The 25,575-nt window shown below is 65.8% G+C and carries 23 protein-coding genes; 9 read left to right on the top strand and 14 right to left on the bottom strand.

Annotated features, from left to right (window positions below):
* Positions 1 to 41: 41 nt before the first annotated feature.
* On the bottom strand, positions 42 to 2,312 hold the full coding sequence (gene priA / locus NOV74_RS11355) for a replication restart helicase PriA (protein WP_257312389.1): 2,271 nt from the start codon (positions 2,310 to 2,312) through the stop codon (positions 42 to 44).
* 23 nt (positions 2,313 to 2,335) lie between these two features.
* On the opposite strand from priA, the gene tsaD reads away from it, so the two are divergent.
* Together tsaD and gatC are read left to right on the top strand one after the other, a co-directional pair.
* The gene (gene tsaD / locus NOV74_RS11350; protein ID WP_257312387.1) at positions 2,336 to 3,358 is read left to right on the top strand and encodes a tRNA (adenosine(37)-N6)-threonylcarbamoyltransferase complex transferase subunit TsaD; all 1,023 of its coding nucleotides are present in this window, start codon (positions 2,336 to 2,338) and stop codon (positions 3,356 to 3,358) included.
* 1 nt (position 3,359) lies between these two features.
* Positions 3,360 to 3,644, top strand: a complete 285-nt coding sequence (gene gatC / locus NOV74_RS11345) for an Asp-tRNA(Asn)/Glu-tRNA(Gln) amidotransferase subunit GatC (protein WP_257312385.1) — start codon at positions 3,360 to 3,362, stop codon at positions 3,642 to 3,644.
* A gap of 56 nt (positions 3,645 to 3,700) precedes the next feature.
* On the opposite strand, the gene NOV74_RS11340 is transcribed toward gatC, so the two are convergent.
* Together NOV74_RS11340 and NOV74_RS11335 are read right to left on the bottom strand one after the other, a co-directional pair.
* Positions 3,701 to 6,436 carry a TonB-dependent receptor gene (locus NOV74_RS11340; protein WP_257312384.1) on the bottom strand — a complete coding sequence of 912 codons (2,736 nt, stop codon included), beginning with the start codon at positions 6,434 to 6,436 and terminating at the stop codon, positions 3,701 to 3,703.
* Positions 6,437 to 6,643: 207 nt separating this feature from the next.
* Positions 6,644 to 7,210, bottom strand: a complete 567-nt coding sequence (locus NOV74_RS11335; RefSeq protein ID WP_257312383.1) for a hypothetical protein — start codon at positions 7,208 to 7,210, stop codon at positions 6,644 to 6,646.
* Positions 7,211 to 7,279: 69 nt separating this feature from the next.
* On the opposite strand from NOV74_RS11335, the gene NOV74_RS11330 reads away from it, so the two are divergent.
* Positions 7,280 to 8,401, top strand: coding sequence for an anhydro-N-acetylmuramic acid kinase (locus tag NOV74_RS11330; protein WP_257312382.1), 1,122 nt, complete (start codon positions 7,280 to 7,282; stop codon positions 8,399 to 8,401).
* Positions 8,398 to 10,350 (top strand): transglutaminase TgpA family protein, encoded by a 1,953-nt coding sequence (locus tag NOV74_RS11325; protein WP_257312380.1) that lies wholly within the window; start codon positions 8,398 to 8,400, stop codon positions 10,348 to 10,350. Before NOV74_RS11330 ends, NOV74_RS11325 begins: the two co-directional genes overlap by 4 nt.
* Here NOV74_RS11325 and NOV74_RS11320 read toward each other — a convergent pair.
* Positions 10,337 to 11,110 (bottom strand): slipin family protein, encoded by a 774-nt coding sequence (locus NOV74_RS11320; RefSeq protein WP_257312379.1) that lies wholly within the window; start codon positions 11,108 to 11,110, stop codon positions 10,337 to 10,339. The genes NOV74_RS11325 and NOV74_RS11320 overlap by 14 nt on opposite strands.
* Positions 11,111 to 11,218: 108 nt before the next feature.
* Here NOV74_RS11320 and NOV74_RS11315 point away from each other — a divergent pair, with 108 nt between their 5' ends.
* A complete protein-coding gene (locus NOV74_RS11315; protein WP_257312377.1) occupies positions 11,219 to 11,818 on the top strand; it encodes a hypothetical protein in 600 nt (199 codons plus the stop codon).
* Position 11,819: 1 nt separating this feature from the next.
* On the opposite strand, the gene NOV74_RS11310 is transcribed toward NOV74_RS11315, so the two are convergent.
* Positions 11,820 to 12,443 carry an MBL fold metallo-hydrolase gene (locus NOV74_RS11310; protein ID WP_257312375.1) on the bottom strand — a complete coding sequence of 208 codons (624 nt, stop codon included), beginning with the start codon at positions 12,441 to 12,443 and terminating at the stop codon, positions 11,820 to 11,822.
* Between the two features lie 54 nt (positions 12,444 to 12,497).
* Between NOV74_RS11310 and uvrC the strand changes: the two genes are divergently transcribed.
* From uvrC to NOV74_RS11295, 3 genes are all read left to right on the top strand, one after another.
* Positions 12,498 to 14,336: an excinuclease ABC subunit UvrC gene (uvrC, locus tag NOV74_RS11305; protein ID WP_257312374.1), complete on the top strand. Its 1,839-nt coding sequence runs from the start codon at positions 12,498 to 12,500 to the stop codon at positions 14,334 to 14,336.
* Between the two features lie 103 nt (positions 14,337 to 14,439).
* Positions 14,440 to 14,697 (top strand): hypothetical protein, encoded by a 258-nt coding sequence (locus NOV74_RS11300; RefSeq protein WP_257312373.1) that lies wholly within the window; start codon positions 14,440 to 14,442, stop codon positions 14,695 to 14,697.
* A 45-nt stretch (positions 14,698 to 14,742) separates the two neighbouring features.
* Positions 14,743 to 15,657 (top strand): YaiO family outer membrane beta-barrel protein, encoded by a 915-nt coding sequence (locus NOV74_RS11295; RefSeq protein WP_257312370.1) that lies wholly within the window; start codon positions 14,743 to 14,745, stop codon positions 15,655 to 15,657.
* 3 nt (positions 15,658 to 15,660) lie between these two features.
* Here NOV74_RS11295 and NOV74_RS11290 read toward each other — a convergent pair whose 3' ends face one another.
* The 3 genes from NOV74_RS11290 to NOV74_RS11280 all read right to left on the bottom strand — a co-directional run bounded on the left by NOV74_RS11290 (position 15,661) and on the right by NOV74_RS11280 (position 17,500).
* Positions 15,661 to 16,095, bottom strand: coding sequence for a tetratricopeptide repeat protein (locus NOV74_RS11290; protein WP_257312369.1), 435 nt, complete (start codon positions 16,093 to 16,095; stop codon positions 15,661 to 15,663).
* Between the two features lie 122 nt (positions 16,096 to 16,217).
* Positions 16,218 to 16,688: a hypothetical protein gene (locus tag NOV74_RS11285; protein ID WP_257312367.1), complete on the bottom strand. Its 471-nt coding sequence runs from the start codon at positions 16,686 to 16,688 to the stop codon at positions 16,218 to 16,220.
* Entirely contained in the window at positions 16,685 to 17,500 is an 816-nt protein-coding gene (locus NOV74_RS11280; protein WP_257312365.1) for a segregation and condensation protein A, read from the bottom strand. Before NOV74_RS11280 ends, NOV74_RS11285 begins: the two co-directional genes overlap by 4 nt.
* A gap of 169 nt (positions 17,501 to 17,669) precedes the next feature.
* Here NOV74_RS11280 and lipA point away from each other — a divergent pair, with 169 nt between their 5' ends.
* Positions 17,670 to 18,554 (top strand): lipoyl synthase, encoded by an 885-nt coding sequence (lipA, locus tag NOV74_RS11275; RefSeq protein WP_257312364.1) that lies wholly within the window; start codon positions 17,670 to 17,672, stop codon positions 18,552 to 18,554.
* 30 nt (positions 18,555 to 18,584) lie between these two features.
* On the opposite strand, the gene NOV74_RS11270 is transcribed toward lipA, so the two are convergent.
* The 6 genes from NOV74_RS11270 to groL all read right to left on the bottom strand — a co-directional run bounded on the left by NOV74_RS11270 (position 18,585) and on the right by groL (position 25,564).
* Positions 18,585 to 19,712, bottom strand: coding sequence for a response regulator (locus NOV74_RS11270; protein WP_257312361.1), 1,128 nt, complete (start codon positions 19,710 to 19,712; stop codon positions 18,585 to 18,587).
* A 10-nt stretch (positions 19,713 to 19,722) separates the two neighbouring features.
* Positions 19,723 to 21,243 (bottom strand): sensor histidine kinase, encoded by a 1,521-nt coding sequence (locus NOV74_RS11265; RefSeq protein WP_257312359.1) that lies wholly within the window; start codon positions 21,241 to 21,243, stop codon positions 19,723 to 19,725.
* Positions 21,244 to 21,246: 3 nt separating this feature from the next.
* Entirely contained in the window at positions 21,247 to 22,416 is a 1,170-nt protein-coding gene (gene nrfD / locus NOV74_RS11260; RefSeq protein WP_257312358.1) for an NrfD/PsrC family molybdoenzyme membrane anchor subunit, read from the bottom strand.
* Positions 22,413 to 23,186, bottom strand: a complete 774-nt coding sequence (locus NOV74_RS11255) for a 4Fe-4S dicluster domain-containing protein (RefSeq protein ID WP_257312356.1) — start codon at positions 23,184 to 23,186, stop codon at positions 22,413 to 22,415. The genes nrfD and NOV74_RS11255 overlap by 4 nt, the downstream gene beginning before the upstream one ends.
* A gap of 390 nt (positions 23,187 to 23,576) precedes the next feature.
* Positions 23,577 to 23,711, bottom strand: coding sequence for a hypothetical protein (locus tag NOV74_RS11250; RefSeq protein ID WP_257312354.1), 135 nt, complete (start codon positions 23,709 to 23,711; stop codon positions 23,577 to 23,579).
* Positions 23,712 to 23,938: 227 nt separating this feature from the next.
* Positions 23,939 to 25,564 carry a chaperonin GroEL gene (gene groL, locus NOV74_RS11245; protein WP_257306619.1) on the bottom strand — a complete coding sequence of 542 codons (1,626 nt, stop codon included), beginning with the start codon at positions 25,562 to 25,564 and terminating at the stop codon, positions 23,939 to 23,941.
* Positions 25,565 to 25,575: the final 11 nt, after the last annotated feature.

Here is a 25,575-nt window from a genome sequence, read left to right as displayed (position 1 = left end):
TCTTTTAACCAAACCACGGGCCCCTTCGGGGGCCCTTTTTTCTACCCAAACTGGATGGGATCCCGATCGAGGCTGATGGGACCGCCCGGGGCTAAGGGATGGCGGGCGAGGACTTCGCCGAGGGCGCCGCGGGGGCCCTTGAGCAGCAGGTGCATGCGCCAGCGGTCGCGCACGCGGGGCACGGGCGCCTCCAGGGGGCCGAGCACACGCAGGCCGGGGACGGAGAGCCGTTGCCTGAACCCATCCAGGGCCTCCTGCGCCTCCCGCAGGGTGTCGGCTTCGGCTCGGTAGAGGGAGAGCGCCGTGAAGGGCGGATAACCCAGGCCCTCGCGGAAGGGCAGTTCCGAGGCCGCGAAGCCTTCGAAGTCCTGGGCCAGGGCGTAGGTGATGGCCGGATGCTCCGGCGAGTAGGTCTGGAGGATCACCCGGCCCGCCAGTTCCGCACGTCCGGCCCGGCCCGCCACCTGGGTGAGCAGCTGGAAGGTGCGCTCGGAGGCCCGGAAGTCGGCCACCTTCAGGCCTTGGTCCGCGTTGAGCACACCCACGAGCGTGAGCTTCGGGAAGGTGTGGCCCTTGGCCAGCATCTGGGTACCCACCAGGATGTCCACTTCCCCGGCCTCGGCGGCCAGCAGGCCGGCCTCGAAGGAACCCCGGCGGCGTGTGGTGTCGCGGTCCAGGCGCAGGATGCGGGCAGTGGGGAAGAGCTGGTTCAGGTGTTCCTCCACCTGCTCGGTGCCTTCGCCCACACCGCGCAGGTGATCGGCGCCACAGTCGGGGCAGGTCTCGGGTGGCACGGTCTCGTGGCCGCAGAGGTGGCAGCGCAGCCGAAAGTCGCCCCGGTGATAGGTGAGCGAGATGGCACAGTGTGGGCAGCCCAGGGTTTTGCCACAGGCCCGGCACATCCAGAAATTCTCATAGCCCCGGCGGTTCAGCAGCAGGAGAGCCTGCTCCTTTTTCACCAGGATGTCTGACAGGGCCTGCATCAACGTCGGCGTGAGGATCACCTTCCTCCGCAGCTGACGGTAGGCCTCCCGCAAATCCACGATCTCCACCGTGGGCAGCGTGATGCCCTCGGGCCGCTGCTTCAGCCGCAGCAGATGATACCGACCAGCCTGCGCAGCCTGCCAGCTTTCCAGGCTCGGCGTGGCGCTACCCAGCACGATGGGGCATCCCTCGAGCTGGGCCCGCTTGATGGCCAGATCCCGGGCGTGGATGCGGGGATGTTCCTCCGACTTGTAGGAACCCTCATGCTCCTCGTCCACGATGATGAGGCCGATATCACGCATAGGCGCCAGCACCGCATTCCGCACACCCACGAAGAGATCAGCCCCGTTGAACAGCAGGCGCACCACGTCGCCATGCTTCTCTCCCGCGTTGAGCCCCGCGTGGCCCACGGCGATGCGCCCCGGGAACCTGGCCTCCAGACGATCGAGCAACCGGGCTGTGAGTCCGATCTCCGGCACCAGCCAGAGCACTCGCCGACCCGCCGCCAGCACCCGCTCGGCCAATTCGAGGTACACCTCCGTCTTGCCGGACCCCGTGACACCCTGGAGCAGGTGGACGCCAAAGGCCCCGAGCGTCACCGCCTCCAAGGCCGTCCGCTGTTCTTCGTTCAGGACCACCGTGCGGTCCACCCCCGCCTCGCGCCGCTGACCCAGCAGATCCACCCGCTTCATCCGTTCGATGAGCCCCCGCTTTTCCAGGGTGCCCAGTACCGAGGCGCCCACATCTGCGGCTCCCAGCAGCTCCGGTTCCATCAGCGCCCCGCCCGCGTCCTCCAGCGCTAGCAGCACCTTGGCTTGAGATGGCGTCACTCGTGGCGGATGCGGCGCGCCGGTGAGGCGGACCTCCGTGAATCCGGCCCCGCGCAGGGCAGCCCGGTGCAATAGGGTCGGCAGGATGGACGGGTCGCGGTGCCAGGCCTCACCCAGCTCGGCAAGCACCTCCCAGGCACCCCGGTCGCGGTGGAAGGAGAGCCGCTGGCCATCTTCCTCCGCCTCCCAGTGAGGCAGCAAGGCCTGTGGCAGGCTCAAGGGCAATAGGTGGGCCTCCAGGCAGCCGTAGTAGCGCGCGGCGAAGGCCTGCAGCTCCCGCAGCTTCGGCGGCAGTAGCGGGAAGGGATCGATGACCGCATCTACGGGCCGCAGCTTCGCCGCCGGCGGCGCAGGGTCGGGCCCCATGGCCAACCCCACCGCCAAACTGTTCCGCACCCGCACCCGCACCCGCACGCCCGCCGGCAGGCCCTCGGGAGCCAGATAGGTGAGGGGCGGTAGCGGACGGTTCAGCTGGATGCGAGTGGGGACGAGGGCCATTGGGGCCAGGATACACTTGACGGATGCTGATCCTCGGCCTGGAATCCTCCTGCGACGACTGCTCCGCCGCGGTGGTGGAGGAGACGGCCGCAGGCCCCATGCTGCGCTCCCTGGTGCGGGAGAGCCAGGATGCCATCCATGGCCCTTTCGGGGGCGTGGTGCCTGAGTTGGCGGCGCGGGAGCACCTGCTGCAGGTGCGCGCGGTCATGGCCGGAGCCCTGGCGCAAGCCGGAATCGGGCTGAGGGACCTCGACCGCATCGCCGTCACTCGTGGCCCCGGTCTGGTGGGCAGCCTGCTGGCGACCTTCAGCGCCAGCAAGGCCGTAGCCTGGCGCGAGGGCCTGCCCTGGGTGGGCGTCCACCACCTGCTGGGACACCTCAACGCCGCACGCTTCGCCAACCCTGGCCTGCCTTTCCCGGCCCTGGTGCTGCTGGTGTCCGGGGGACACACCCATCTCTATCTGGCGAAGGACTGGACGTCGCTCCAGCTCCTTCAGAAGACCCGCGATGATGCCGCGGGCGAAGCCTTCGACAAGACCGCCCGGATGCTGAACCTGGGCTACCCCGGTGGCCCGGTGGTGGATGCCTGCGCCCAGGTGGCGGCTCGCTCCGCAGAGCCCTTCACGCCGCCGAAGTTCCGTGACGGCAAAGCCTCCTGGAGCTTTTCCGGCCTGAAGACCGGGGTAAAACTGCGGGTGGAGCGGAACCCGCGCCTTGCCGCGGCGGGGGCCGAGGATCCTGAGGTGCAGGGACTCTGCCGCAGCCTGCAGGAAGCCATCTCCACCTGGCTGCTGAAGCCCATTCCCACCCTGGCGGAGGAACACGGTGCCCGCAGCCTGGTGATCAGCGGCGGCGTGGCCTGCAATTCGCGGTTGCGGGCCGAAGCCGCCGTGCTGACCTTGAAGACTGGCCTGATCCTGGCCATTCCTGAACCGCGCCTCTGCACCGACAATGGCGCCATGATCGCCGCGGCCGGCGCGCTGCTGGAGCCCGACCGCGAGCCCTGGCTCCAGAACGCCGACGCCGACCTCAAACTGGGAGCCTGATATGGACGTCACCCGCGAGGATGTGCTGCGCTGCGCTGCCCTGGCCCACCTGAGCCTGCGGGAGGAGGAGATCGAACCCATGCGCCTGGCCATGGCGCGGATGCTCACCCATGCGGCCAGCCTGGACGAGCTGGCCCTGGACGGGGTGGAGCCCATGCTCGCCGGTCTCGGCAAGCCCCTGCCCCGACGGGAAGATGAGCCGCGCGACACCTTCACCCAGGCCGAGGCCTTGGCCAACGCGCCAGAGCAGGACCGGGGGCACTTTGTGGTACCGAAGGTGCTGTAGGACGTAAGAACAGAGCGGCCCCCGAAGGAGCCGCTCCACTGATGATTTTTTCGAAATCAGAAGCTGTAGCGAACGCCCAAGCGCACGGACCGAGGTGCCTGGAACCCGAAGGGCCCCTTGTAGTTCGTGTTCGTCTGACCCACGTCTCCTTGGGCGAAGTTGTAGCGCTGATCGATGACCGTGGCGGTCTGGGAATCCAGGAGGTTCGTCACCTCCACCACGAACCGGAGCCGCTGCTTGTTGGCCATTTTCATGGTGTAGGCCACGTTCACGTCGAGCCGCGCGGTGTCGGGGGTGCGGCCCTCCGTGCCCCGCTGGACGAGGAACAGCTCATAGCGCCCATACCCGTCGTGATAGCCCAATCGGCTGATGGGCGTACCGGTCTGGTAGGTGAGCGAGGCACCGGCCGTGAGGCCGAAGTCCCACTCGTAGGAGCCGTTCGCCTTGACCTGGTGGGTGCGGTCGCCACTGAGACGTCCATAGCTGTTGACGATGAACTCAGGCAGGTCGAAGGCGCTGTTGATGTTGGGATCCAGCTGACCGGTGCCATCGGTGCCACCGATGCCCTGGTAGGCGCCCTCGTAGTTGCCCTTGAGCTGGCTCCACAAGTAGCTGAACTGCCACGTGTAGTGGTCCGCGAACTTGCGCTGGGCGGTCAACTCAATGCCCGTATAGTCACGCACGGCCTTGGGGTACGTCACACCTGCCGGGGAGCTGAGGCCTGGGTTCATGATGAAGTAGTCACCCAGCGGGGAGTTCACGTCCAGACCATCTTCGACGGCCCTTCCCAGATAGCGGCGAATGTACTTGGCACCTACGACGTACACATCCCGGAAAGTGGATTCGACACCGAGGATGATCTCATCGGTGTAGGAGCCCTTGAGGTTCGTATCCACAGGTTCCACGTAGGAACCGACGATGGAGGAAGAGGTCCCAAGGTAGGTTTCGGCCAGGGCGGAAGGCGCCATGTCAGTCTGGCTGAAGTTGTAGGTGGTGGGATTGCGCTCCACGCTGAAGGACCGGATCACCAGATCCAGGGGAATCTGCTCGAAGAAGCGGGAGAAACTGGCGTACACCTTGTCCTGGCCCTTCCCACGGAAGTCGTAGATGATCCCCGCCCGCGGTGCCCACTCGTTCTTGAGCGAGATGACCGTATTGCCGAACTGGTCTTTGATGTTCGTCTGGTCCGTGCGGGCGCCCAGGTTCACCGTGAGTGTGGGCATGACACTCCACTTGTCCTGTAGGAAGAAGGCCTGACTTTCATGCTTGGGCTTGGAGGCAAAGACGATGCTGGGTGCGTCGAATGTCGGCGTCAGTTGGCCTGCGGCCGTGGTCCACCAGTAGTGACTGTAGATGTCCCCACCCGGGCTGGCCTGGAGGCGAGTCAACAACTGACCTCCGGTGTAGCTCCGGTGGATATCGGCCTTGTCGGCCTGGAGATCGAATCCGCCCTTCACCTCATGGGATCCGAGGTAGCCCGTGAGGGAGCCGGTGATGTTATCGCGGGTGAATTTCTTGTCGTCCCAGCGCCCGAAACCACCACTCTGAGCGCCCCCGTTCATCTGGTCCACGTACTGGACCTGGTCGCCGCCCCCCTCGGGCAGCTTCGAGTTGGTCTCCTGGTGACGACTCACCTGGAGTTGGCCGAACCACCGCTCGCCAGTGACTTCGTAGCGCAAGCTCAAGTCCGTGCCACCTACTTTGTCACGACCGTTCCAGGTCCCAATGGTCCCCTGGGCGTCCTTCACGGCCCCCGTGATGGTTTCGGGGTCGCCGACCACTGAGGCGATGAGGCTCTGGCCCTCCGTCAGGCGCCAAGTGAGCTTGCCGGCAAAGAGGTCGCGCGTGGAATCCTTCGGGGCCTGCTGGCCGGCGTCAGGCCCGAGCCGGATGCCGAAGGTCTGGTTCTCCTTGCGCCGATCATAGGCGATGAAGTACCAGAGCTTGTCCTTGATGATCGCGCCGCCCACATCGAAGCCCAGTTCGAGCGTCTTGTCCTCGAGCGGAAGTGGCTTGGATAGATTGGAGTCGTTCTGATGCTTGTTCCCAGTCTTGAGGAAGGCACCTTCGGAATAGACGAAGACATCCCCCGTGAAGTCATTGCCGCCCGACTTGGTGATGACGTTGATGATTCCGCCCATGGCCTTGCCGTACTCCGCCTCGTAGCCACCGGTCTTCACCTGGAATTCCTGGATGAACTCCATGGGCACGTTCTTGCCTTTGGTGCCGAATTCCACGTTGGTCGCGTTGATGCCATCCACCACGAAGTTGTTCTCCGCGCCCGTGGACCCGTAGACCTTGAATCCGGCGGTGTCCTGGCTCACTCCGGGGGCGAGTAGGGCGATGTTGGCGAAATCGCGCGAAACGTTCAACTTCGCCAGGGTATCGGTGGTGTAGTTCGCACCCACCGTCGTGGCCTTCATGTCCACTGTGCTGGTTGCGTCCGTCACTTCCACTGTCGCCGTGGCCACAGGATTTATCGTCAGATCCACCGTGGACGTGCGATCCAGCCCAACCTGAAGCTGCGATTTCGCGGTATTTAGTCCTTCCTTGGTGGCTGTGATGACGCATGGTCCGGGCGGCAGCAGGCCAAACCGGAAGGATCCAGTCTCATCCGTCACGGCCGAGCGCCCGCCCTGCATGGCGCTGCCGCTCAGAACCACTCGGGCCCCGGCCACCGGCCGCCCCTTGGTGTCCAGAACGCGGCCCTGGAGGGACCCGGTGGTCTGGGCGGACAGGATGGCCCCAGAGGCTAGAAGCAGGGTCAGATAGCGCATGCGATGGCAAGCCACAGCCGCTCCAGAAATAATTGACCACCACGGGATGGCCAGGATCAGAAAGAAAGTGGCTTCATATTGGACATTTGAATGTCCATATCAAGGAAAATATCCAGTAAGTTTATTAATGATACAAATATCGTTATTCCTGGACATAAGGCTATCTCGTTGACCTCAAATAAGATCAATCGAGTTGACTACCTTGTCCCGGTGATCCGGAATCTACCAATCCCCGCCGGAATCTCCACCACCCGAATCGCCACCACCCCAGTCGCCTTCCCCGCCACCGGAGTCGCCCCAATCACTGGAGGAGCCGTCTGAGGAGCCGCCGCTCCAGCCATCGCCGCCACCCTGCCCGTCGTGGTGATGATGGTCGCCACCGCCCATCATGCTGCCGATCATCATGCCTGTAAGCAGCCCGCCCATGCCCCCACCGGGCTGACCGTAGCCACCCGGCTGCATCGTGACCGAACCCTGCGGCGCGTCCAGGCCCAGGCGCCGCCGGGCCGATGGCGGAAGCTCCTCATCCTTGAGGGTCTGCACACCTGCCAGGGCGCCGCAGTAGCCGCAGGTCCATTTCACGGCACGCAGCCCATCCCAGTCCTGGACCATCTTGTCGCCCGAGGCGCCGCAGGCGGGGCACTTGGGGTGGGGGCAAGGAAAGGTGTAGGGCTCCAGGGGCCCCGTGGGCAGGGCGCGGCGCGAGGCGCCAAGCTGTTCCGTGCGGTCCTGCTTCCCGCGCAAAACGAAAAAAAGCACGATGCCGACGATGAGGATGATCCAGAACATGGGGAACCCCCGGGGTCATTCAGAGTACTCGCAATCCAGCCTCCTACACTTGCTGGCATGATCAGCGTCATGCACTCCCGCATCCCGCTCCCGGAGGACCGCCCCTGGCGCGTGCTGGGCCTCATGTCCGGCACCAGCGCGGACGGCGTGGACGTGGTGGCGGTGGAGGTGGATCCGGTCGCTTTTCCAGACGGGCGGCCCCTCCGTGCCCTGCTTGGCCACCAGGCCGCGCCTTACCCTGAAACCCTGAAAACGGAAGTTCTCGCGGCCGCTTCAAACCGACTGGACCCCGCGGGCCTCTGCATCCTCCAGCGGCGGTTGGGGGATCACCACGCCCGGGCCGCGGCGGACCTCTGCGCGGCCCTGAATCTGCAACCCGACCTGGCCTCCCTCCATGGCCAGACCGTTCAGCACCACCCAACGGAGGGGGCCACCCTGCAACTGGCGGATCCCTATGTGCTGGCCGAGGCTCTGGGTTGTCCAGTGGTGTGGGATCTCCGCCGCCGCGACCTGGCCCTGGGCGGCCAGGGCGCCCCCCTGGTGCCCCTGCCCGAGCGCTGGCTGCGCGGCGCGGAGCCTTGGCTGGCCCTGAACCTGGGTGGCATCGCGAACCTGGCGTACTGGGACGGAGCCCGCCTCCAGGCCTGGGACACCGGCCCCGGCATGTCGCTCCTCGATCTGGCGGCCCGGCGCTGGCTGGGACTGGCGTTCGATCCCGGCGGCAGAACGGCCTCGGGGGACGTTCATCCTGAACTGCTGGAGCGATGGCTGGACCATTCTTACTTCCACCAGGCTCCGCCTAAATCCACTGGCCGGGAGGTCTTCGGGGAGGCCTGGCTCATAGCGGAGGCAGGCGTGCTGGAGGCCATTCCCCTGGCAGATCGCCTGGCCACCCTGGCGGCGTTCAGCGCCGAGGCCGTGGCGCGGGAGACCGCCCGGCTCGCCCCTCTGGCCCGAGGTCTCCGCGGACTGGTCAGTGGGGGGGGAGCGCACCACGAGCGCCTGCGCTCTGAGTTGGCCTCCCGTTTGAGGCTGCCCCTGGAAGCCGACACGGCCTTCCCGTCGGGTGCGAGAGAAGCTGTGAGCTGGGCCCTGCTCGGCGCAGCGAGCGCCTTGGGCCTGCCTGGGAACCTCCCCGAGGTGACTGGCGCCAGGCGGCCGGCGGTGCTCGGGAGCTGGGTCTGGCCGTGAGGTGGGCCCGCTGGATCGACCACCTTCCCCTCTGGGTGGCCTTGGGGGCGGCCGTGTCCACGGGCATCTACGAGCCCGGGGAACTGGGGGTCATGGCGCTTCCTCTGGTGGCGGCGGCCGGCGTCGAGGCCCTGCGCCTGGACCTCGGCCGGCACCATCGCTGGCTGGAGGTGGGCGCTCTGATCTTCTTTCTGGCCGACCTCGCCCGGGGGCATGGCATCTTCCCCGTGGCCATCCACACCCTGTTCGTCCTGGCCGGGCTGCGACTGGCGCTGCCCAGGGAACTCCCCCAGCGGCGCCAGCTGGTGCTCATGGGTTTCCTGCTCTTCCTCACCACGGCCGTGAGCACCACGGATCTGGTGTTTCTGTTTTGGGCCCTGCTCTGGCTGGGCTCGGCTGCGGCGGCCCTGCTCCAGCAGAGCTGGGAGGCCTCCGCCAGCTTTCGTCGGGGCGTCCTATCACGTCCCCCTTACGGCCACCTTCCCGCCTGGATGGGCGGGACCCTGGTCTTGGGAGTGGGGTTCTTTCTGATCCTCCCGCGCCTGAACACCGGCTTCCGGCCCGCAGCCTTCCTGGGGACCGCCGCCATGGCTGCCCGGGCGGGCTTCGGCGACCAGATGGACCTCGCCAGCGGCGGTCCCATCGAACCGAACCCCGAAGTCGTCCTGCGCATCGCCCCGCCTCCAGGCGCAGACCCAGCCACCCTGCCTGGGCTGAGTCTGTTGCGCGGCGTGGCCCTGGAAACTGTCCAGGGAATGCGTTGGAGCATCTCCGATCTCACACCACCAGCGGTACGGAACCCACGCAGCGCTTCTGGGGACCTGCAGGCGGAATTCCTGTTCTACCCCAGTGCCCAGGGCATTCTGACCCTGCCCTACGGGACTTCCGGCGTGAGGCCGGAACTGGCTCTGCGCCGAAGCGGCGGCGGGAGTCTCCGGTGGCGCTTCCCACAAACCCGCCCCGTTCCTCTGGAAGTGACCTGGGGTTCCAGGGGCCCGGATGCTTCTGAACCCTGGCTGCCCCCCCGACGACTCGGCCACCTCTTGGAAATGGGACCCGAGCACGAAGTGGCCCGGCGGTGGAGCCTCCGCCTGGCCCCGGGGATCCTGCCGACGCCGGAGTTGGCGCACGTGCTGGAACGGGCCCTGCGCGGCTTCCGCTACACCCTGGAGAACCCTTCCGGCCGGGCGGCGAATCCGCTGGAGGATTTCCTGGACCGCACCCAGGCCGGCCACTGCGAGTACTTCGCCTCGGCCATGGCCCTCATGCTCCGGGCCCGCGGGGTGCCCAGCCGGGTGGTGAACGGTTTCCGCCTGGGCCCCTGGATCCCGGAAGGCGGCTACTTCCGCGTCAGCCAGGACCAGGCGCATAGCTGGGTGGAGTACTGGGACCAGGGTCGTTGGCACGTGGCGGATCCCACCCCTGCGGCCGTCGGCCAGGACTCGCAGGGAGGCCCGCTCAGCTTAGGCGTGCTCTCCCGCTGGCTTGACACCCTTCGCTACCACTGGGATCGCCACGTGGTGCGCTTCTCGGATCAGGACCAGGTGGCCGGGTTGTCCTGGCTCCAGACTCAGGTCCAGGGTTGGGAGTGGCGCTGGAAGGCGCCGCCAACCGGCTTGTCCTGGGGACTCGCCTTGTTGGCGGTGGCCTGGATCGTGTGGCGAACCCGGAAACGCTGGCGGCTGGTGCCCCTGGGCCCCGGCAACATCCGCGCCCTGCGTCCTCTGCTGGCTCGGACGCGGCGCGTGGCGACCCCGATAGCCGGCGAGACAGCCCGTGCCTGGCTGCTGCGGCTCGCGGCCCTCCGGCCTGAACGGGCCGAGTTCCTGGGGGAACTGGCAGACGCCGTGGATGCGGAGGCTTATGGCGGCCGGAACAGCGCGGCCCCCGCCCTGGCGAAAGCGGAGGCCGCGGCCTGGCGAAAGTGGGAGCCTTCTAGCTCTTCGTGAATTTCTCGAAGGCCTTCATGAGTTCCATGGGCAGCGGGAAGACGATGGTGCTGTTCTTCTCCACGGCGATCTCGGTGAGGGTCTGCAGGTAGCGCATCTGAATGGCTGTGGGATTCTGGCTGATCTTGTTGGCGGCTTCCAGCAGCTGCTCCGAAGCCAGGAGTTCGCCTTCGGCGGCAATGACCTTGGCCCGCTTTTCCCGTTCAGCCTCGGCCTGCTTGCCCATGGCGCGCTGGATCTGCTCGGGCAGGTCCACACTCTTCAGCTCGACACTGCTCACCTCCACACCCCAGGGCTCGGTGGAACGGTCGATGATTTCCCGCAGGCGGGCGCTGAGCTTCTCGCGATCGGCCAGCAATTCATCCAGACTCACTTCGCCCAGGATGGAACGCAGGGTGGTCTGGGCGATCTGGCTGGTGGCGTAGTAGTAGTTCTCCACGCCGATGATGGCCTGCTTGGGATCCAGCACCCGGGAGTAGACGACGGCGCTCACCTTGAGGCTCACGTTGTCGCGGGTGATGACATCCTGGCTCGGAACTTCCAGCACCGTGGTGCGCAGGCTCACGGTGATGGCGGTCTGAAAGGGCCGCCACACGAAGCAGAGGCCTGGCCCCTTGGGCTTGTCCTCCACCTTGCCGAGGGTGAAGACCACCAGCCGCTCGTACTCGTTCACGACCTTGAGACAGGCGAAGAAGTAGATGAGCAGGATGATCGCAACGGGGCCGAAGCAGCCGAAGGATGAGGCGAGCAGGGTGTCCATGGAGGGTCTCCGAAGGGTTGACCCATCATGCCATCAGTCATCCGGGAGACCAGTAAAAAGCAACCCGTAGATCTGCTATTCTTGCGGCGCTTTCTTCGCGGAGGAACCATGCGATCCCTGGCACTTCCCCTTCTTCTCGCGGGCTCAAGCCTCCTGGCCCAGTCGACCACCCTCAACGCCGGGCTGCAGGCAGGCCTGAACTTCCCCATCGGTGACTTCGCCGACAAGAAGACGCCCTACGGCGATTACCTGGGTGCCAACGACGGCCTGGGCGTGCATTTCGGTGGCCACCTCGATTTCAATTTCACGCAGAACCACCAGCTGCGGCTCATCCTCAACGCGAACGGCTTCGCGAGCAAGGAACAGACCCTCTTCGGCAATACCCAACAGAACACCTTCAGCGTGGCTCAGCTTGGGGCCGACTACCTGTTCAACATGACTTCTCCCTCCCATGGCGGATATTTCTTCGCGGGGCTGAACGTAAATAAAGTGAAGGCCACCTACGAACTTGCGGGCTACCCGGATGTGGAAGCGAACCAGTCTGGACGCATGGGCCTCCGCGTCGGCGGCGGCTACACCTTCAACCGCCTCTTCAGCCTCGAAGGCCACCTGAACAGCGTCTCGGTGGAAAAGAACGGGAGTGATGGCCTGGGCATGGATGCCCTCACCTGGCTGTCGGTGAGTGCCGTCTTCCGCTTCGGTCGCTGACCTACCGTTTCACGAACGGGTTGTGCGCCGCTTCCTCACCGAGGATCGTGGCGGGGCCATGTCCGGGGATGACCAGGGTGGCGTCGTCCAGCACGTAGAGTTCCCGGCGGATGCTCTGTTCCAGCGCTTCCCAGTTGCCGCCCCAGAGATCGGTACGGCCCACGCCACCACGGAAGAGCGTGTCCCCCGCCAGCAGCACCTCGCCCTTCTCGAACGCGCCGTGGAAGCAGCAAGAGCCCGGGGTGTGGCCCGGCGTATGCAGGGTCGTGAGGTCCTGATGGCGGTCCCCCGCATGCAGGGCGGTCATGTCCGGCTGAGGAATGGTGGGCATCCCGAAGGCCGAGGTCTGCTGGGCCAGGGCGGCGATGAGAAAGTCGTCATCCTCGTGCAGATGGGCCGGGCACTGCCAAAGGTCCTGCAATTCCTTCGTGGCGCCCACATGGTCGAAGTGGGCGTGGGTGTGCAACAGGGCTGTCACTTTGAAACCCATGGCCTCCACGCGCTTGCGGATCTTCGCGCCATCGCCACCCGGATCCACCACCACACCCAGGCCCGTGGCGGGCTCCCACAGCAGTGAGCAGTTGCAGCCCAGCGGGCCCACGGGGAAGGTTTCGAGGTTCAGCATCCCCCCATTGTCCCCGAACCCCACCCGAACGATAGCTGACAGCTACACTGAGTCGTGGCCACTATCCGGAACAATGCCGACAAGTCCCCTGCCCTGCAGCGGAAGCTCTCGGACCTTCCGCTCCGCCCCGGCTGCTACCTCTATCGCGACCAGAAGGGGAACCTGCTTTACATCGGCAAGGCCAAGGTGCTGCGGAACCGGGTGAAGTCCTACTTCCAGAACAAGCACCTGGACGCCAAGACCCGGCGGCTGGTGGCCCGCATCTGGGACCTGGAGTTCATCGTCTGCGAGACGGAACTCGAGGCCCTGGTGTTGGAGAACAACCTCATCAACGAGCACCTGCCACCCTTCAACATCCTGCTGCGGGACGACAAGAGCTACCCCTACGTGAAGCTGACCTGGAAGGAGGCCTTCCCGAAGGTCTTCGTCACACGCAAGGTCCGCAAGGATGGCAGCCTCTACTACGGGCCATTCTTTCCCGCCAGCACCGCCTATCGCACCGCGGAGCTGGTCTATCGCTTCTTCCAGATCCGCGACTGCGACATCGAGATCGATGGCAAGCGCGGCCGTGCCTGCCTGAAATACCAGCTCCACCGATGCACGGCGCCCTGCATCGCCGCCGTGGGCAAGGAAGCCTATCGGGAGCAGGCGAAGGAGGCCCGCCTGTTCCTGGAGGGCAAGCGCGACGAGCTGAAGGCGCGGCTGGAGGCGGCCATGTGGAAGGCCGCCGAAGCCGCCGCCTTCGAGCAGGCCGCCCAGCACCGGGACGCCCTCCAGCAGGTAGACGCTTGGTTCACGCGACAGAAGGCCGCCGGTCCGAACCTGGAGGACATGGATGTCTACGGCAGCGCCGTGCTGGACGGCCGGGCCTGCGTCCATCGCCTGATGCTGCGGGATGGCCGCATGATGGGGCGCCAGGAGTACGTGCTGGAAGATGTGGAAGTCTTCGACGGCGCCGTGCTGGCGGAAGTGCTCCAGCGGGTCTATAGCGCGGATCCCGTGCCCGGCCGCATCCTGACCGAGATCGAGCCGGAGGATGTGGAACTCCTGAGGGACTGGCTGGGTGGCATGCGCGGGTCCCGGCCCCAGATCCAGGTGCCGAAGAAGGGCGAGAAGGTGGACCTGCTGGCCATGGCTCAGGAGAATGCGCGGCTGGCCCTGGAGCGCAAGTTCGAGCCGGCGCGATTGAACGAGGCGGTGCTGGAGGGCCTGCAGGCTTTCCTCGGCCTGAGCCACCTGCCCCGGCGCCTCGAATGCTTCGACATCAGCCATGGCCAGGGCCGCGAAGTCGTGGCCAGCTGTGTGGTGTTCAGCGACGGCGTCCCCGACAAGGCCAGGTATCGCCGCTTCAAGATGACCAACGAGCAGAACGACGACTTCGCCAACATGTTCGAGGCGGTGACGCGCCGCTACCGGCGCCTGCGGGATGAAAAGCAGGAGTTCCCGGATCTCGTGCTGATCGACGGCGGCCTCGGCCAGCTGCACGCGGCAGAGGCCGCCTTGAAGGACCTGGGCATCGACCAGCTGGAGCTGGGCAGCCTGGCGAAGAAGGAGGAGCTGGTCTTCCGGCCCGGCTCCAGCGAGCCGCTGCGCATCCCGAAGTCCTCCCCTGTGCTGCAGCTGCTCCAGCGCATCCGGGACGAGGCCCACCGCTTCGCCATCACCTATCACCGCGCCCTGCGGGCCAAGCGCACGCTGCAGACCGAGCTCACGCAGATCCCCGGCATCGGCCCCGCCACCGCGAAGAAGCTGCTCCAGGCCTTCGGCAGCGCCACCCGGGTGCGGGAGGCCAGCGAGGCCGATTTGGCGCAGACGGTTGGCCCAGCCGCCACAGGGCGCATCGAGGCCTGGAAACGCGATCAATCACAAGGGAGCGCGCAAGGAAGCGGCTGATTCCATCGACCCTGACGTCAATTGGATTCCCTTCAACCAACGGTGCTGGCTACCCCTCTCTCCAGATGTGCGGCACCTTCCGCACCTCCACCTGGAGGCACTCATGAAGACCCTGATCTGCCTGGCCGCGGCGCTTGGCGCGGCCCTCGCCCTCTCAGCACAGACCCCCCAGAAAGACCAGACACGAACCCAGGCCCGGGAGCAGGCCCAGACCCAGACCCGCGATCAGGACCAGGTCCGAACCCGCGATCAGGCGAGAACTCGGGACCAGCTCCGCAAGCGCGATGGCAGTTGCGGCCAGACGCCGGGCACGGGCCAGAGGTTCGGGCGAATGGCCGGTAAGGGTGGCCGGGGCCGCTGAACGGCCCCACCCTTGTCGAACCTGATCCACAGACCTGGAGTTCCGATGCCGAAGCGCTCCGCGATGCTCCTGCTGGCCTGCCTGGGGCTGTCCGCTCAGGAGGATCCGTTCGACTTCGACCTTCCCCAGCCCTCCACCCTCACGCGCGTGGCCATCGGAGGCTACGACCAGGCGTTCTCGGATGGCTACGGCCGATGGAAAGGCTGGACGCTTGAGGGCACCATCTATCCCACCCGTGGCGGGCCCTGGCAGCTCGCCGCAGTGGGATTCGATCGGCCCGAGGGCAAGGGCACGCTTTTCTCCGTGGGCAATTACCTGCTCATCGGCAAGGCCTCTTCGATCTACCTGGGCGTCAGCGGTGGCACCAACACGGACATCCTGCCGAGAGGCCGGGTGGAAGTGGATCTGCACCTGGACGTCACCCGCGGATGGAAGGTGGATCTGGGAGGGGCGCTCAGCCGCTTCGACGGGAACCAGGAAGTCCGGCTGCTCCAGGCTGGCCCTGGCTATCAGGGCCGGTCCTGGAGCGCCTCTGCCTGGTACCAGCGGCTCCAGTACGAACCCTACGGGGATTCTGATAACGGCTGCATCCTGAACCTCAGGTTCGGAGGCAACGACTTCGCCACGTGGCACAACCTCCGGCTGGCCTGGGGGCGGGGCATCATCGAGAGCACCGCTTCCGGGGGGGGCCTCGCCTCCACGACCACGGCCATGGCCACGGGGGGCAGCGGCTATGGGGGCCGATTCGGTTATGGCGGCGCCGGCTCATCCATGATGGGCAGCACGACCAGCATCGCGACCTCCCTTCTCGGCTCCCGTCCCCAGGAACGCCTCGCCAGCCTCACGGGGCACTGGCCGCTGAACCCATCCCTGGCCTTGAAGGCGGAAGCCACCTGGGGCGAGAAGGCCTCGACCTACCACTTCTGGGGTGGCAGCCTGCAGGTGGTGGTCACCTTCTGATGCCTACTTCGCGGCGCCCACCTGGAGCCTGGCAAGATCCTCGCGGGCCGCGTCGCTGCCTTTCTCCGCCGCCTGTCGGTACCAACGGAGGCCCTCCTCGCGGTCCTGCGGCACATTGAGGCCGTAGTAGTACATCACGCCGAGCATCCGCATGGCGTGGACATCCCCCGTTTGAGCCTGGTCCAGGTAGGCCCGGATTGCATCAGGCGTCCCCACCTTGGAGGCCTCACCCTGAGGTTTGGGCACCCGGGCCTCCGGGCCCCGCGAGGACAGCAGGAAGACCGCTCCCCCCAGCACGAGAATGCCTCCGAAGCCCAGGAGCAGTTTCCAGGTCCACGGCCGGGAGGCACCCTCCTGGGCCTCGGAGGCTTGGGTCTGCCCGGAGGTTCCGGCCTGGATGGAGATCTTCTGAGTCCGCTGGACAGGATCCGAGGTCATGGGCAGAACCAGCTTCTGAGTTTGATCCGGGGAACCTTCCTGGCCTGGTCGGGTCTCACCTTCGCGCATGGGTCCCCCTGGGATCTAGAACAACAATCCACAGGATAACGTCCGCTGCCTCATCAGGCCTCCCCAGGGGCTGGTTCCAAGGCCTTCCTCCAGTGCCCGAGCCGGGGCGCGAGAACCAGGAACAGGAGCGGAGAGAGAATGATGAAGCCGAACGCATGGCGCGCAGAATGCTTTCCCACCAGGACCCAGTAGACCAAACCGTAAATACTGCTCAGCTCGAACAGCGCTGCGTAGAGCAGGGTCTCCCGCAGCACCACGCCGGCCCGGCGAGGCTCGGAGACTTGATGGAAGGCCTTCAACATGGTTCCGCGGCGCCAAAGCACCCAGGCGGCCGACAGGAAGACCAGACCCGTGAAGACGTGACCAAGCTGGAGATAGGTGCCCTCGGGCAGTTGCTCCCCCGGGGGCACCAGGCCGGCGAGAATCAGGCCGCCGATGAGCACCGGCGTGCCGATGCAAAGGGCCAAGCCCACCAGCCGAGCCAGGTGGCAGGCGCTGCGCAGCGAAATCGGCGCGTCGTTCACGCGGCCTCGGCGGCCTTGACGCGGATCTCCCCGAAGGTCTCACCCTGGACCAAGGCGATGCGACCCGTACGGACCAATTCAAGCAGCGCGAGGAAAGTGAGCACCAGTTCCTCCCGGCTGCGGGCCTGTCCCAGCAGGCCCTGGAAAGGCTTCCACAAGCCATCCTGCAAGTCGCGCAGCACTTCCACCACCCGCTGCTCCAGCGTCTTGGGCTGGGTTCGCACCTCCACGGGGGGCGGCGGCAGCAGGCGCTTCAGGGCCTCCCGGTAGGCGCCCAGAAGATCGAAGAGGGTGGCGCGGATGGGCTCCTCCTCCACGCGCTTGTGGTCCTCCAGATCCAGGCCCGGCGCGAAGGCGATCTTCTGCCAGTCGGATTCGCGATCCGATAGAACCATGGCCGCGGCCTTCACCTGCTGATAGTCCAGCAGCCGCTGCACCAGCGCCTCGCGGGGATCCTCCTCGCCGGTCTCCTGGGGCGGGCGAGGCAGCATGAGCCGCGACTTGATCTGCAACAGCTGGGCGGCCATGGCCACGAACTCCGCCGCGATCTCCAGGTTCAGCTCCTCCATGAGCGCGAGGTAGTCCATGTACTGCCGCGTGACATCCGCCATGGGCAGGTTCAGGAGGTCCAGCTTCTGTTCATGGATGAGGTGCAGCAGGAGATCCAGGGGACCGTCGAAAGCGGACAAGTGCAGGGCCAACCCCCGGAACTTTGTTTCGAAGCCCTTGGGCGCCTCGAAGGTTTTCGGGGCCTCTGGCGCAGGCGAAACCTCAGCTACCGATTCGGGGATTTCCTGGGGGGTGTCGGACATGCGTTCATTCTACCCGGGACGAGGCGGCCTCAACCTGCGGGACGAAGCAGGATCTGCCATGAATGAACACGGATAAACACTGATTAAAATAAAGATGCCCTATGCCCGGCCAAACCCATCTGTGTTCATCCATGTTTATCCGTGGCTAATCCCTCCACAATGGAGGGCTATGGCCCGCCCCCCCGTCCTCCCCGGTCCCCGTCCCGATTGGCTGAAGATCCGCGTGCCGGCGCCGGAGGTGGTGGCGGAAGTTGAAAGCCTCATCCGCGAGCAGCGGCTGGTGACGGTCTGCGAGGAAGCCCGCTGCCCCAACCTGCACGAGTGCTGGGGCGTGCATCGCACGGCCACCTTCATGCTCATGGGCGACGTCTGCACCCGGCACTGCGGCTTCTGCAATGTGGGCAAAGGGCGCCCCGGCGAGCTGGATCCGGGTGAGCCCCAGCGTGTGGCGGAAGCCGTGGCCCGGCTGGGCCTGAAGTTCGCCGTGGTCACCTCCGTGAACCGGGACGACCTGCCGGACGGGGGCTCCACGCACTTCGCCGCCACCATCCAGTGGATCCGCACCCTGTCGCCTCACTGCGGCGTGGAGGTGCTCATCCCCGATTTCCGCGGCAGCGAAGCCGCGCTGCTCACGGTGCTGGAGGCCCGACCCGACGTGCTGAACCACAATGTCGAGACGGTGCCCCACCTCTACCGGCGGGTGCGGCCCGATGCCGACTACCTCCAGAGCCTCGCGGTACTGCGCCGGACGGCGGAGTGGCGCGACGCCCACGCCCCGGCCATGCGCGTGAAGAGCGGGATCATGGTGGGTCTGGGGGAGACCCCGGACCAGGTGCTGGCGCTCATGTCCGACTGGCGTGCCTCCCGCGTGGATATCGCCACCATCGGGCAATACCTTCCGCCCTCGGAACTGCACCTGCCCCTTGAGCGTTTCGTGGAGCCGACCGAGTTCGACCTGTACCGGCGGAAGGGGATCGAGATGGGCTTTCAGCGCGTGGAATCCGCGCCCCTGGTGCGGTCCAGCTACCACGCGAAAGAGAGCTTCGAAGCCTAGGCTTCGAAGCTCTCCAGGGCTTTCCGGCCATCAGACCTTGGCGTGCTCGCTCTGGCCCAGGAACTGCCGCTCGAAAATGGACCAGTCAAGGGCACCAGCCCCGGTCACCTGGGGTGAATCGGGATTCCGCAGCCGGGTGATCTCATCCTGGTACCAGTCGATGACGGGCTGACCGATCTTCAGGGCCGGCAGCTCACCGGCCAGATCGCTCGGCGTCATGAGGCAGACCCAGCCGCGATCATAGGGGCTGTGCATCAGTTCGGCCGGTTCCGTAAGCAGACCGGCGTTGTCGTGCTCGATGCGGCCGCTGAGCGGCGCGGCGACGTGCACGAGCCCCTCGGGCCCCTTCAGCGTGAACAGGGTCTCGCCTTGCCGGAAGGTCTTCCCGCGTTCCGGCAGCACCACGGCCTTCACGGTGCCAAGCGCCTTCCGCACGAAATCATCGATGCCCACGCGAACCAGGCCTTCCGGCTCGATCCGCACCCAGGCGTGGCCTGGGGACAGGAAGGCGCCGCCGGGCACGCAGAACTCGCTCGCAGAGACCACCTCGGCCATCTCCGGAGCCACCACGCGCACGTTGGGTCGCCGCTGGGCCTCGATGCGGGCCTCACGCTTGATGAGCAGCTTCTTCGCGAAGTCCGCCAGTTCGTCGGCGGTGAACGGCTTCTGGATGTATTCGCAGGCGCCGTGCTGGAGGGTCTCCACGGCCGTCTCGATGCTGCCGTAACCCGTGATCACCACCACGTCCACGTCCGGCCGTAGGTGCTTCGCCGCCTTCACCACTTCGACGCCATCCATATCCGGCATCTTGAGATCGGTGAAGAGGAAGTCGTAATCGTGCCGCTGGATCAGCCCCAGGGCCTCGGGACCGTGCTCGACGGTATCGACGCTGAAGCCTTCCAGCACCAGGATGCGGCGGAAGGAATCGAGCACCACCGACTCGTCATCGACGGCCAGAATGCGAGCCTTGGGATTGGGCACCTCCACGCGTTTGAGGCTCTTGGCCTCGTAGGTGAAGTCGAGGTGGATGGCAGTGTTCAGCACGGCCTCGCGAGCTTGCCGCTCCTTCTTCTCCCGCATTCGGCGAAGGCTCGTGCGCACCAAAAAGTCGATGCCCACAAAAGCGACGAACATGAAGATGATCAATAGGGCGGTCATGGAAAACCTCCTAGGTGGTGGTGGGAATGACGATCTGGCCGCCGCCGGCGGACGTGGGAATGCGAAGGGTGAAGCAGGTGCCCTGCCCGGGATCGCTGCGGACCTCGAGGGCCCCGCCGTGGGCTTCCACGATGCCCCAGCTGACCGCGAGGCCCAGGCCGGTGCCGTGATTGCCCTTGGTGGTGTAGAAGGGCTCGAAGATGCGCGGCAGGTCTTCCGGCGGTATGCCCCGCCCGTTGTCATGGACCAGGAGCTCCACGGTGCCCTCTGCGCCAAGGCGCGTCGTGACGCGGATGGTGCCGCCTCCGTCGCCGATGGCGTCCCCGGCGTTGAGCAGCAAGTTCACCGCCACCTGCTGGATCTGATTGGCGTCCGCCAGAACCACGGGCAGCTCGGTTGCCAGGTCCAACGAAAGGTCCACCTGGTTGAGGGACAGCTGGGTCATCACGACCGATACGGCCCGTCGCACCACCTCGTTCAGGTCCATGGGCTTGCGGGCGGGTGGCGTGGGCCTGGCGAAATCAAGGAGCCCTCGGATGATCCCCCGGCAGCGCACCGTCTCCCGGACGATCACATCCAGGTCGTCGCAGGCCGACACATCTCCATCCAGCCGCTTGCGGAGCAGGGAGGCATAGCTGAGCACGCCCGTCAGTGGATTATTGATCTCGTGGGCGACCCCTGCCGCCAGGCGGCCCACCGAGGCCAGCTTGTCCGCCTGGGCCAGCTGGCGCTGCGTTTCCGCCAGGCGATGGGTCATGGCGTTGAAGGCTCCGGCCAGCTCGCCCAATTCATGATTGCCACTGACGGGGATGGTGGTGCCGAGATCCCCTTCCCCCACCCGCCGGGTGCCGGCCACCAGGGCCGCAACCGGCCGGACCACCAGCTGCCGGTTGAGCCACCAGAGGATCAAGCTGCCTGCCAGGATGGCCAGGACAGCGGAGGCAGTGATCAGTATCCGGCTATGGGCGATTTCTCGGTCCACCTCGGCGAGGGAGACGTTCACATCCAGCACGCCCAGAAGGCTCTGTTTCGCGTTGTGCGCGTGGCAGCCGGCGGTGGAGCAGGACGGGTCGTTGGGAATGGGATTGATGAGCCCCAGCAACCGGGTGCCGTCCGGAGCGCGGAACGTCCGTGCCCGGGCCTGGATGCCCAGCCGTTCGAGGGGCCGGCCCTCCGCGTGGCAGACGTAGCAGGCCTCCCCCCGGATATCGAGGCTGGTCCCGATCTCCTCCTCGGCGGAGGAGAACATGATGCGTCCCTCCTTGTTGAAGACCCGGACCTTCTGGATGCCCTCCCCCGCGAGCCCTCCCACGGCACGGATCTGCCGGTGCAGGTTCTCGCGGCGATTCTCAAGCATGTCGTAATGGGTGGCGCTCTTGATCGTCTCGCTCAGCTGGTCGGCACTGCGGGTGCGCTCCGCCAGGAGCTGGGCCGTGTGCGATCGGAGGATCACCACCGCCATGCCGCCGATCACCAACGCGGTGGCGAGGCCAGCGCCGAGGATCAGACGGGTGCCGATGCGGGTCCGCATGGCTTAGGCTCCTACTGCTGGTTCCTTGGGGCGACCGGCCACGGGGCCTTCTGGGAAGATGGAGAAGTTCCGCACCGCGAAGGCGAAGACCGCCATGCCTGTGCCCACCAAGCCCAGCGAGACGATGATCTCCATGGCGGAGGGGAGGTAGCGGGTGCCGGAGGCCGCTTCCATGCCGGTGATGCTGACATTCAGCCGGTTCATGACGAAGCCGAGCACAGCCAGGAAGGCGCCGCCCACCAGCCAGTCCTGGTTGGTGCGCAGGCGGCGGAAAGACATCAGGATCACCGGCAGCACGACACCGAGCGTGAACTCGATGAGGAACATCCGGCCCTCATAGCTGAGGTTGGTAATCGTCCCGAAGGCGTGGTTGCGGGCGATCCCCTGCAGGCGCATGAGGCCGTAGATGCCGAGGGCCACCACCATGCCGCGGGCCAAGGGCTCCAGCAGGTCCATCTCCAGGTGGTGGTGGAAGGCACGCTTGCTGAGATACGACTCCAGGATGATCATGCCGATGCCCGCCCCGATGGCGGAAATGTAGAAGTGCAGCGGCAGCATCGGTGAGTACCAGAGCGGGTGGAGCTTGCTGGGGACGATGAGGTAGAGCGAGCCCAGCGAGGACTGGTGGAGGGTCGAGAGGATCACACCGAGGATCACCAGGGGCGTGATGAGCTGGTGGATGAGCCGAGCTGGCGCGTGGAAGCCGAACCGCTCCAGCACCACCGGTGCAAACTCCACTGCCAGCACCGTGGTGTAGAGCATCACGCACCAGGCCACCTCGAACATGACAGAATGGGTATTCCAGTAGACGATGGCGTGCCAGATGCGCCAGGGCTGGCCCAGATCCAGCAGCAGCGCCACGATCACGAAGGCATAGCCCAGGAACCCGGTGAGGATCGTGGGACGCACGATGGGCTCGAAACGCTTGAGGTTGAAGAGGTGCACCACGGCGGTGAGGGTGAAGGCGCCGGCCGCCAGGCCCACACCGCAGAGCAGGTCGAAGCCGATCCAGAGCCCCCAAGGGAACTGGTCGCTGAGATTGGTGACCGCGCCCAGCCCCTTGGTGTAGCGAATGATGGTCACGGCACAGAAGGCCAAGAAAAGGATGACGAAAACCCCAGTCCAGAAGCCGGGACGGAACCGGCGGGGTGCGAGCGTGGCGAGGGTATTCATGACCGGTCCTCCCGTCCATTACCTTGTCCATGGCCGCCATTGCCATTGGTTCCGGCCTTGGCCACAACCTCTCTCCGCGCGGTGATCCAGTGGACTCCGTAGAGGAAGACAGCCCATACCGCGACAAAGTCGGGGATGTTGGACAGCACCTGCCAGGTCTTCATGGCCGGCGGTTCTCCCGGCAGATTGGTCTTCAAGCCCAGCTTGTCGAAGGACACGTTGGAGATCATCAGGACCGAAGTGCCACCAGCCTCGGTGAGCCCATAGATGTGGTCCACATAGGCACCCGGCTTCTGGCGGATGCGAGTCCGGGCCTCCCAGATCAGGTCCTCCTTCTTCCCGAAGATGGTGGCCTCCGCCGGGCAGGCCTCGGCGCAGGCGGTGGGCTTGCCTTCCTTGAGGCGACCGGCGCACAGGATGCACTTGCCGACCACGGGGACAGGCCGATCCCATTGGTATTTCGGGATCTCGAAGGGGCAGGCCATCATGCAATACCGGCAGCCCATGCACCGCTCGGCATCGTAGACCACGGGGCCCTCCGGGGTCTTGGTCAGGGCGCCGACGGGACAGACGGAGGCGCAGGTGGGCACCTCGCAGTGCATGCAGAGCCGGCGCACGTTGAGGCCCTCCTTCTCCTGGACTGTCGTCCAGGTGTAGGCCGTCAACACCTCCTCTACCTTGCCGGGTAGCTTGTTCTGCTCCTTGCATGCGGAGCTACAGGCGCCGCAACCAATGCAGCGCGTGGCGTCGAAGAGAAGGCCCATGCCCATGGGTTCCCCTGCCTTTTCAAGGTCCCTGGGAGGTATTCCCGGGGGTTCGACAGGAAGCATCCGCCCGGCTGATTCCATAGTCAACCCATTGGTGTGAATTAAAAATGACTATGTTGTCGTATATAAGAAAAAGGCCTCGTTTGTACGAGACACTTCCCAGAAACAACGCGGGTTAGGCCTGTCCTTGCACTGGGTTGTCCTGCCGGGCCCGGGTAGGTTTTTTTCTCTAGACCTCAACCCCCGTGCGGGTATTTTTTTATCACTTCGTGAGGGTGTTTACTGGATCTCCAAGTCCCCTTTTCGCGAGGCGCCCAGGTGGCCCGACCCATAAGAAACGCCCCGCGAAGGCGAGGCGTTTCTTTGGACCTTAAAGCGGTCAGCTGAGAGCTCTTAAGACATGTCTTCCATGCCGCCCATGCCGGGGCCCGCGGGGGCCGCGGACTTGGGCTCGGGGAGCTCGGTGATGATGGCTTCGGTGGTCAGCATCATCGCGGCCACGGAGGCACCGGCGCCGAAGGTGCACACGGCATCCTTCGCAGGGCGGACTTGGTCACCTTGGCGGGATCAACCACGCCAAACTCACCATGTCGCGACCATGTGGGTCGCGAAGCAGGCTCCAGCGGAGCCTGCGAAGCGGGGCCCCAGAGGGAGCGAATCACACCCGTGAGGGCCCCCCAAACTCTCCCCCAGTTGCACCAGAAAAAAGGCCCCGCAACCGCGGGGCCTTTCCATGAACCGCAAGTCGCGGCTGATTAGTACATGTCTTCCATGCCGCCCATGCCGGGGCCCGCGGGAGCCGCGGACTTGGGCTCGGGGAGCTCGGTGATGATGGCTTCGGTGGTCAGCATCATCGCGGCCACGGACGCAGCGTTGCGCAGGGCGGACTTGGTCACCTTGGCGGGATCGACCACACCGAACTTCACCATGTCGCCGTACTCGTTGGTGGCCGCGTTGTAGCCGTGGTTGCCCTTGCTCTCGCGGACGGTGTTCACGACCACGGAACCCTCGACACCAGCATTGTTGGCGATTTGGCGGAGGGGCTCCTCCAGGGACTTGCGGACGATGTCCACGCCGGTGGCCTGGTCGCCGGTGACCTTCAGCTCGGCGAGCTTGGTCAGGCTGCGGAGCAGCGCGACGCCGCCGCCAGCCACGATGCCGTCCTCGACGGCGGCCTTGGTGGCATGCATGGCGTCTTCCACACGGGCCTTCTTCTCCTTCATCTCGGTTTCAGAGGCCGCGCCCACCTTGATGACGGCGACGCCACCCACGAGCTTGGCCAGACGCTCCTGCAGCTTCTCCTTGTCGTAGTCGCTGGTGGAGGTCTCCACCTGGGCGCGGATCTGCTTTACGCGGCCCTGGATCGCCTCGGTGGCGCCGGCGCCCTCGACGATGGTGGTGTTCTCCTTGTCGATGACGATCTTCTTGGCGCTGCCAAGGTCAGCCAGCGTGAGGTTCTCGAGCTTGAGGCCCAGATCCTCGCTGATGGCCTTGCCGCCGGTCAGGGTGGCGATGTCCTCGAGCATGGCTTTGCGACGGTCGCCGAAGCCGGGGGCCTTCACGGCGGCCACGTTCAGGGTGCCGCGGATCTTGTTCACCACCAGGGTGGCCAGCGCTTCGCCGTCCACGTCCTCGGCGATGATCAGCAGGGGGCGGCGGCTGTTGACGACCTGCTCCAGCAGGGGCAGGAGGTCGCGCATGTTGGAGACCTTCTTCTCGTAAGCGAGAATGTAGGGATTCTCCAACTCGACCTTCATCTGATCGGGGTTGGTCACGAAGTAGGGGCTGAGGTAGCCACGGTCGAACTGCATGCCCTCGACCACGGTCAGCTCGGTGTCGCGGCCCTTGGCCTCTTCCACCGTGATGACGCCATCCTTGCCGACCTTGGCCATGGCTTCCGCGATGATCTTGCCGATCTCCTCGTCGCCGTTGGCAGAGATGGTGCCGACCTGGGCGATGGCGTTGCCCTCGACAGGCTTCTTGATCTCGTCGATGGCCTTCACGACGGTCTCGACCGCGAGGTCGATGCCCTTCTTGATCTCCATGGTGTTGGCGCCGCTCACGACGGCCTTGATGCCCTCACGATAGATGGCGCGGGCCAGGACCGTGGCGGTGGTGGTGCCGTCCCCGGCGATGTCGGAGGTCTTGGAGGCGACCTCACGCACCAACTGGGCGCCCATGTTCTCGTGCTTGTCCTTGAGCTCGATCTCCTTGGCGACGGTGACGCCGTCCTTGGTCATGAGCGGGGAACCGAACTTCTTCTCGATGAGGACGTTGCGGCCTTTGGGGCCGAGGGTGACCTGCACCGCGTCGGCGAGCTTGTTCACGCCGCGCAGGATCGCCTGGCGGGCATCTTCGGCATAAATGATGGACTTGGCCATGTATGTCTCCT

This window comes from Geothrix fuzhouensis (assembly GCF_024609325.1).
GTDB lineage: Bacteria > Acidobacteriota > Holophagae > Holophagales > Holophagaceae > Geothrix > Geothrix fuzhouensis.
Note: the sequence above shows the minus strand (reverse complement) of the source record. Positions and strands in the feature narration are given on the sequence as shown.